This is a genomic window from Amycolatopsis kentuckyensis (assembly GCF_002155975.1).
In the GTDB taxonomy this organism is placed as follows: Bacteria; Actinomycetota; Actinomycetes; order Mycobacteriales; family Pseudonocardiaceae; genus Amycolatopsis; species Amycolatopsis kentuckyensis.
Genome location: NZ_MUMI01000519.1, coordinates 1 through 5,209, shown reverse-complemented (window position 1 = coordinate 5,209; position 5,209 = coordinate 1). Strand labels below are relative to the sequence as shown.

The following is a 5,209-nucleotide window of genomic DNA, read 5'->3' as shown; positions in this document are numbered from 1 at the left end:
GGCGGACGTGCGCCGCGTCGCGGGCGTTGTCGAGCACGACCAGCAAGCGCTTCCCGGCGGCCAGGCTCCGGTACAGCGCGACCTGGGCCTGCAGCGTGTCGGGCTGGCGGTCGGTGGTGACGCCGAATGCGGTCAGGAAGCCGCGCAGGGCCTCCTCGGCCGCCAGCACGCCGCCGGGGTCGAAGCCCTGCAGGTTGACGTAGAGCTGCCCGTCCGGGAACCGCGCGGCCACGCGGTGCGCCCAGTGCACCGCCAAAGCCGTCTTTCCCACGCCCGCCGTCCCGCACACCGCGAGCACGGCGACCGCGCCCGGTGCCTGCCCGGCGGCGGCATCGAGGGCGGTGATTTCGGCGTGCCGGCCGGTGAAACCCGCCACCGCGGGCGGGAGCTGAGCCGGCCGGGTGGCCACCGCGGCCGGCTCGGAACGGGCCGCGGCCAGCAGCCGGGGATCGTGCCCGAGGATGCGGTGCTGGATGCCGGTCAGCTCGGCCGACGGCTCCACTCCGGCGTGCTCGACCAGCTCGTGCCGGGCTCGCCGGAAGGCGTCCAGTGCCTCCGCCTGCCGGCCCGCGCGGTACAGGGCCGTCATCAGCTGCCCCCACAGCCGCTCGTGCCCGGGGTGGGCCGCGGTCAGCTCCGTCAGCTCGGCGACGAGTTCTCCGCCGGCCCCGGCGGACAGATCGGCGTCGACGCGGTCCTGGACGACGTCGAGGCGTTCCCGCGCCAGCCGGGTCCGCTCCTGGTCCAGGGCGGCGATCCCGTCGAACTCGTGGTAGGCCGTCCCGCGCCACAGGTTCAGCGCCGCGGCCAGCCGTTCGCGGGCGAGCTGGGCCGCCCCACCGGTCAGCGCCGCGCGGCCGGCCCGGGCCAGCCGCCGGAACCGCACGGCGTCCACGGTTTCCGGCTCGAGCAGGACGTACCCCGGCGCCCGGGTGTGGATCAGCCGGGCAGCCGGCGGCAGCGCCCGACGCAGCCGGGAGACGTAAGTGCGGACCGTCCGCTCGGCATCCGCCGGCGGCTCGGGTCCCCAGAGCTCGGAGACGAACATCGACACGCTCACGGGCCGGCCGGCGGAGGCCGCGAGCAGGGCGAGCATCGCCCGCAACCGCGGACCGCCGGGTTCGAGCAGCCCGCCGCCGGCTTCGACTTCGAACGGTCCCAGCACCCGGATGTCGATCTCCGGTGCCTGCCGATCCGCCATCCCGGCCCTCCGCACCGCCGCCTTCCGCCGTGAGCAGGAAGCATCGGCCCGGAGCGGGAATACCCCACTGGCCCGAACAGAGCAACCGGCACCGCGAACCCCGCGCCGGGCGAGTCCGGCGGCACCGTGATCTTAGCGGCAGACCGGATCGCCCCGGCACGCACCGGCCGGGACATTCCACAATGGACTTGCCCGGTGCGCCGCTACCGGACCACCGCACTCGCGCGTCCCCGGGCCCGGCCGCTCAGTTCCGCGTCGAGGGTTTCCTGGGCGGACCGCATCTGCTCCCGGTAGCGGGGCTCCTCCAGCCGGCGCATGCCCTCCTCCGGGGCCACCGTTTCGACGGTCGCGGTGATCTACCAGATGTTGCCGAACGGATCCCGGACCCGGCCGCCGCGCTGGCCGAAGGCGTTGTCCGACAACGCGGTCACCACGCGGGCACCCGCCTCCAGCGCGGCGGTGAACGCGATGTCGGCGTCGGGCACGAAGACACGCAGCAGCGACGGCAGGTCCGGCCAGTCTTCGCGCTGGTCGAACGCGAGCACGACGGTGTCGCCGATCCGGATCTCGGCGTGCCCGATGCTGCCGTCCGCCAACGGCACCCGGCCCAGTTCGACGCCGTCGAAGGCCGCGGTGACGAAGTCCAGCAGCGCTGCGGTGTCCTTGGTGACGATCCAGGGGGCGACCGTGGTGTAGCCGTCGGGGGTGGCAGTCATCGTGAGGTCCTTTCGCCGGGGCAGTGACTGCACGCTAACGGCGATATAGGCCAGAACGTGTCCTCAACTGGTTCGCATCACCAGCAGGTACCCGGCGAGGAACAGGAGCGGGCCCGCGATGGTCCCGAGCAGGAGGCAGCCCGAGCCGGTCCGCACGTCCTGGTCGATGTCGGCGGCCAGCTGCTCGCGGGTGCGGCCGGAGACGAGGTGCCTGCGCCGCGCGGCACCGAGCAGCGGGTCCCGCGCGGAGCGCACGTCCTCCCCGACCACGCGGCGCAGCGGCGAGCGGTGATCGACCCGGCTCGACGGGTGGTCCGGGTGCAGGAGCCGCCCGTCGACCAGCACCGAGCCGGTGAAGAACCACACGCACGGCTCGCCGGACAGCGGCGCGATCAATGTCCCGGCGGGACCGGGTTCGGTGCGTCCTTCCACCGCGCACAACCTCGGCCCCGGGCCGGTCACGTGGGCACACCGCGAGACCGGCAGCCGCGCGATCCGCCGGCGTTCCCGCGCGACCGCCGGCGCCGTCATCCGCTCACCCCGTCCGGCTCGCCGCTGCCCCGGGAAAAGGGTAACCGGACGACCGCCACCGGGGCGGCGGAACGGGTTACTCCGCCGGCTCCGGCCCCAAGACGCGCTCCAGCAGCTCGCCCAGCTGGTCGAGCTGGGCCTCCGACAGGTCGCGGAACGACGCCTCGACGACGCCGTCGACGAGGTCCTGGCCTTCGGAGCGCAGCCGCGCACCTTCCCCGGTGAGCCGGTGCCGCACGGCCCGGCCCGGGCCGGGGACGCGTTCGATGAGCCCGCGGTCCGCCATCCGGGTCGCCAGCGAGCCGAAGGACTGGTCGGTCTGGAAGGTCAGCACCGCCAGCTCGTGCAGCGAAGCGTCCGGACGGCGGTGCAGGTGGCGCAGGGTGTCCCACTGCACGAGGGAAAGCCCGAGCGGCGCCAGGGCCCGGCTCAACGCCCGGTGGTGGCGGTGCTGCAGGCGCTTGACGGCCAAGGAGACGTCGCCGGGGCGGTACTTCATGCGGTCACCCTATCCCATCGAGGTCAGGTTGCTTATCTAAATAACCTTATATAAGGTTCCTTAGGTACGCCCTCCGCGACCGAGAAGGAACCATGACGACCCACACGGAAACCCGCACCGTCGGCCCGGCCGAGGTGACCCTCCGGGAGCGCGACCACACCCGGACTTTCCTGCTGCTGCACGGAGGCGGCGGCGTCGCGACGATGACCGGGTTCGCCGACCTGCTCGCCGAACGCACGCACTCCCGGGTGCTGCTGCCCACCCACCCGGGCTTCGCGGGCACCCCGAAGGCCGAAACCCTCACCGGCGTGCCCGAACTGGCCCGGCTGTACGTCGGCCTGCTGGACGACCTGGACCTCACGGACGTCACCGTGATCGGCAACTCGTTCGGGGGCTGGCTGGCCGCCGAGATCGCGTTGCAGAAGAGCCCGCGCGTGCGCGGCGCGGTGATCGTCGACGGGATCGGCATCGAAGTCGACGGGCACCCGATGACCGACATCAGCGGCATGTCCCTCGCCGAGATCCGCGCCCTGTCCTTCCACGACCCGGACAAGGCGCCGACGCCGCCGGCCGGTGGCACCGGACCGAGCCCGGACGTGCGCGCCCTGATCGGCTACACCGGGCCGGCCATGACCGACCCGGCGCTCGCCGGCCGGCTCGGCGAGCTCACGCTGCCCGTGGACGTGCTCTGGGGCGAGAGCGACGGCATCGCCGGGCCCGGCTACGGGAAGGCCTACGCCGCCGCGATCCCGCGATCGACGTTCACCCTGCTCCCCCGGACCGGTCACCTGCCGCAGGTCGAATCGCCCGAAGAACTGCTGGACGCCCTGCTCCCCCTCGGCCACTGAGGCATTCCGATACCGATCGGACGAACGAAAAAGAACCGCGACGGCCGCCGTTCCCCCACTTGCCGCTGCCGTTCTGCTCCATCCGCCGTGCGACTTCCCGAAAGTGCAGCGTCGCGGCTCTGTCGAATTTCCACCGGTTCAGCGCACAGTTCATGAATCGTTTTTGACGGGCCGGACCCGCTGCGCCGAACGGATCATCGCCGCGACCTGCATCGTTACCAGCGTTTCCGCATCGGGACCATACCGTGACCTGCGGCGGTGGTTCCGAATGAAACACCGGGGCAGGATGCGGCGATTAGTACAGCGGGTGACCATCTCGCTACGCGAAACGGAGCAGCCGGCTGGGCTACCCGCACGAGAACTGGTTCCCCCGGTTCACCACGGGGGTGGCCAGACCATTTCTGGCGGACGGGGAGAAGATGCGCCGGACATTCGTCGTCGCCGACTTCGGTCGTCCCGTGGGGTACGAAGACCGGCTGAAACGGGTGCTCCACGATTTGCACGACGGGCTCGGGCCGACGCTCACCGCCGCCGTGCTCGGCCTGCGCGCCGCCCGGGACCTGATCGCGCGGGACCGGGCGGGCACCGAACACCTGCTGGCCCGGCTCGAAGAAGAGCTCTACGGCGCCATCACCGACCTGCGGCGGATCGTGGCCGACGCGCGGCCGCCGGCCCTCGACGAAGCCGGGCTGGTACCGGCCGTGCGCCGGTACGCCGCGACGCTCACCGGGCGGGTGCCCGCCGAACACGGGCCACTGCGGGTCGAGGTCGAGGTGCGCGGCGAACTGCCGCCGCTGTCGGCCGAGGTCGAGGTCACCGCCTACCGGATCATCCGCGAGGCGCTGGTCAACGTGGCCCGCCACTCCGGGGCCCGGGAGTGCACCGTGCACCTCTGGCCGCGGGACGGCGACCTGCACGTGGAGATCGTCGACGACGGCGTCGGCACCGACGGCGGGGCCCTGCCCGCGGTCGGCGGGAGCGGGCTGCGGTCGATGCGGGAACGCGCCGGCGACCTCGGCGGCGGCTGCCGGGTCGAGCCGGTTTCCTCCGGGGGCACGCGGATCGCCGCCTGGCTGCCGCTCGCCGCGGGGAAGTGAGCCGGTGTTTTCTTCCCTGCGCGTCCTCGTGGTGGACGACCACCCCGTCTTCCGCGCGGCGCTCTGCGCGATGATCGAAGCCACCGAAGGGCTGGAAGTCGCCGGCGAGGCGGCCGACGGCCTGACCGCGGTCACCGACGCGGGCCGGCTCGAACCCGACGTCGTCCTGATGGACCTGAACCTGCCCGACCTCGACGGGGTCGAGGCGACGCGGCGGATCGTGAGCGCGAGCCCGCACACCGGCGTCCTCATGCTGACCATGTTCGAGAACGAGGCCGCGGTGTTCGCCGCCATGCGCGCGGGCGCCCGCGGCTACC

8 protein-coding genes are annotated in these 5,209 nt (G+C 72.9%); 3 read left to right on the top strand and 5 right to left on the bottom strand.

Going from position 1 to position 5,209, the window contains the following annotated elements:
- The 5 genes from CCN39_RS51355 to CCN39_RS39610 all read right to left on the bottom strand — a co-directional run.
- Positions 1 to 1,201: AfsR/SARP family transcriptional regulator (locus tag CCN39_RS51355; RefSeq protein WP_208630592.1), on the bottom strand; the 1,201-nt coding region annotated here is incomplete at its 3' end.
- 203 nt (positions 1,202 to 1,404) lie between these two features.
- Positions 1,405 to 1,536 carry a hypothetical protein gene (locus tag CCN39_RS52655; RefSeq protein WP_279629613.1) on the bottom strand — a complete coding sequence of 44 codons (132 nt, stop codon included), beginning with the start codon at positions 1,534 to 1,536 and terminating at the stop codon, positions 1,405 to 1,407.
- 21 nt (positions 1,537 to 1,557) lie between these two features.
- Entirely contained in the window at positions 1,558 to 1,917 is a 360-nt protein-coding gene (locus CCN39_RS39620) for a VOC family protein (protein WP_208630591.1), read from the bottom strand.
- Between the two features lie 63 nt (positions 1,918 to 1,980).
- The gene (locus tag CCN39_RS39615; protein ID WP_086851191.1) at positions 1,981 to 2,448 is read right to left on the bottom strand and encodes a hypothetical protein; all 468 of its coding nucleotides are present in this window, start codon (positions 2,446 to 2,448) and stop codon (positions 1,981 to 1,983) included.
- A 76-nt stretch (positions 2,449 to 2,524) separates the two neighbouring features.
- Positions 2,525 to 2,947: a MarR family winged helix-turn-helix transcriptional regulator gene (locus tag CCN39_RS39610; RefSeq protein ID WP_086851189.1), complete on the bottom strand. Its 423-nt coding sequence runs from the start codon at positions 2,945 to 2,947 to the stop codon at positions 2,525 to 2,527.
- Positions 2,948 to 3,039: 92 nt separating this feature from the next.
- On the opposite strand from CCN39_RS39610, the gene CCN39_RS39605 reads away from it, so the two are divergent.
- From CCN39_RS39605 to CCN39_RS39595, 3 genes are all read left to right on the top strand, one after another.
- Positions 3,040 to 3,795 carry an alpha/beta fold hydrolase gene (locus tag CCN39_RS39605; RefSeq protein ID WP_086851185.1) on the top strand — a complete coding sequence of 252 codons (756 nt, stop codon included), beginning with the start codon at positions 3,040 to 3,042 and terminating at the stop codon, positions 3,793 to 3,795.
- Positions 3,796 to 4,214: 419 nt separating this feature from the next.
- Positions 4,215 to 4,892, top strand: coding sequence for a sensor histidine kinase (locus CCN39_RS39600; RefSeq protein ID WP_086851182.1), 678 nt, complete (start codon positions 4,215 to 4,217; stop codon positions 4,890 to 4,892).
- Positions 4,893 to 4,896: 4 nt separating this feature from the next.
- The coding region (locus CCN39_RS39595) for a response regulator (protein WP_143264329.1) at positions 4,897 to 5,209 on the top strand (313 nt) is incomplete at its 3' end.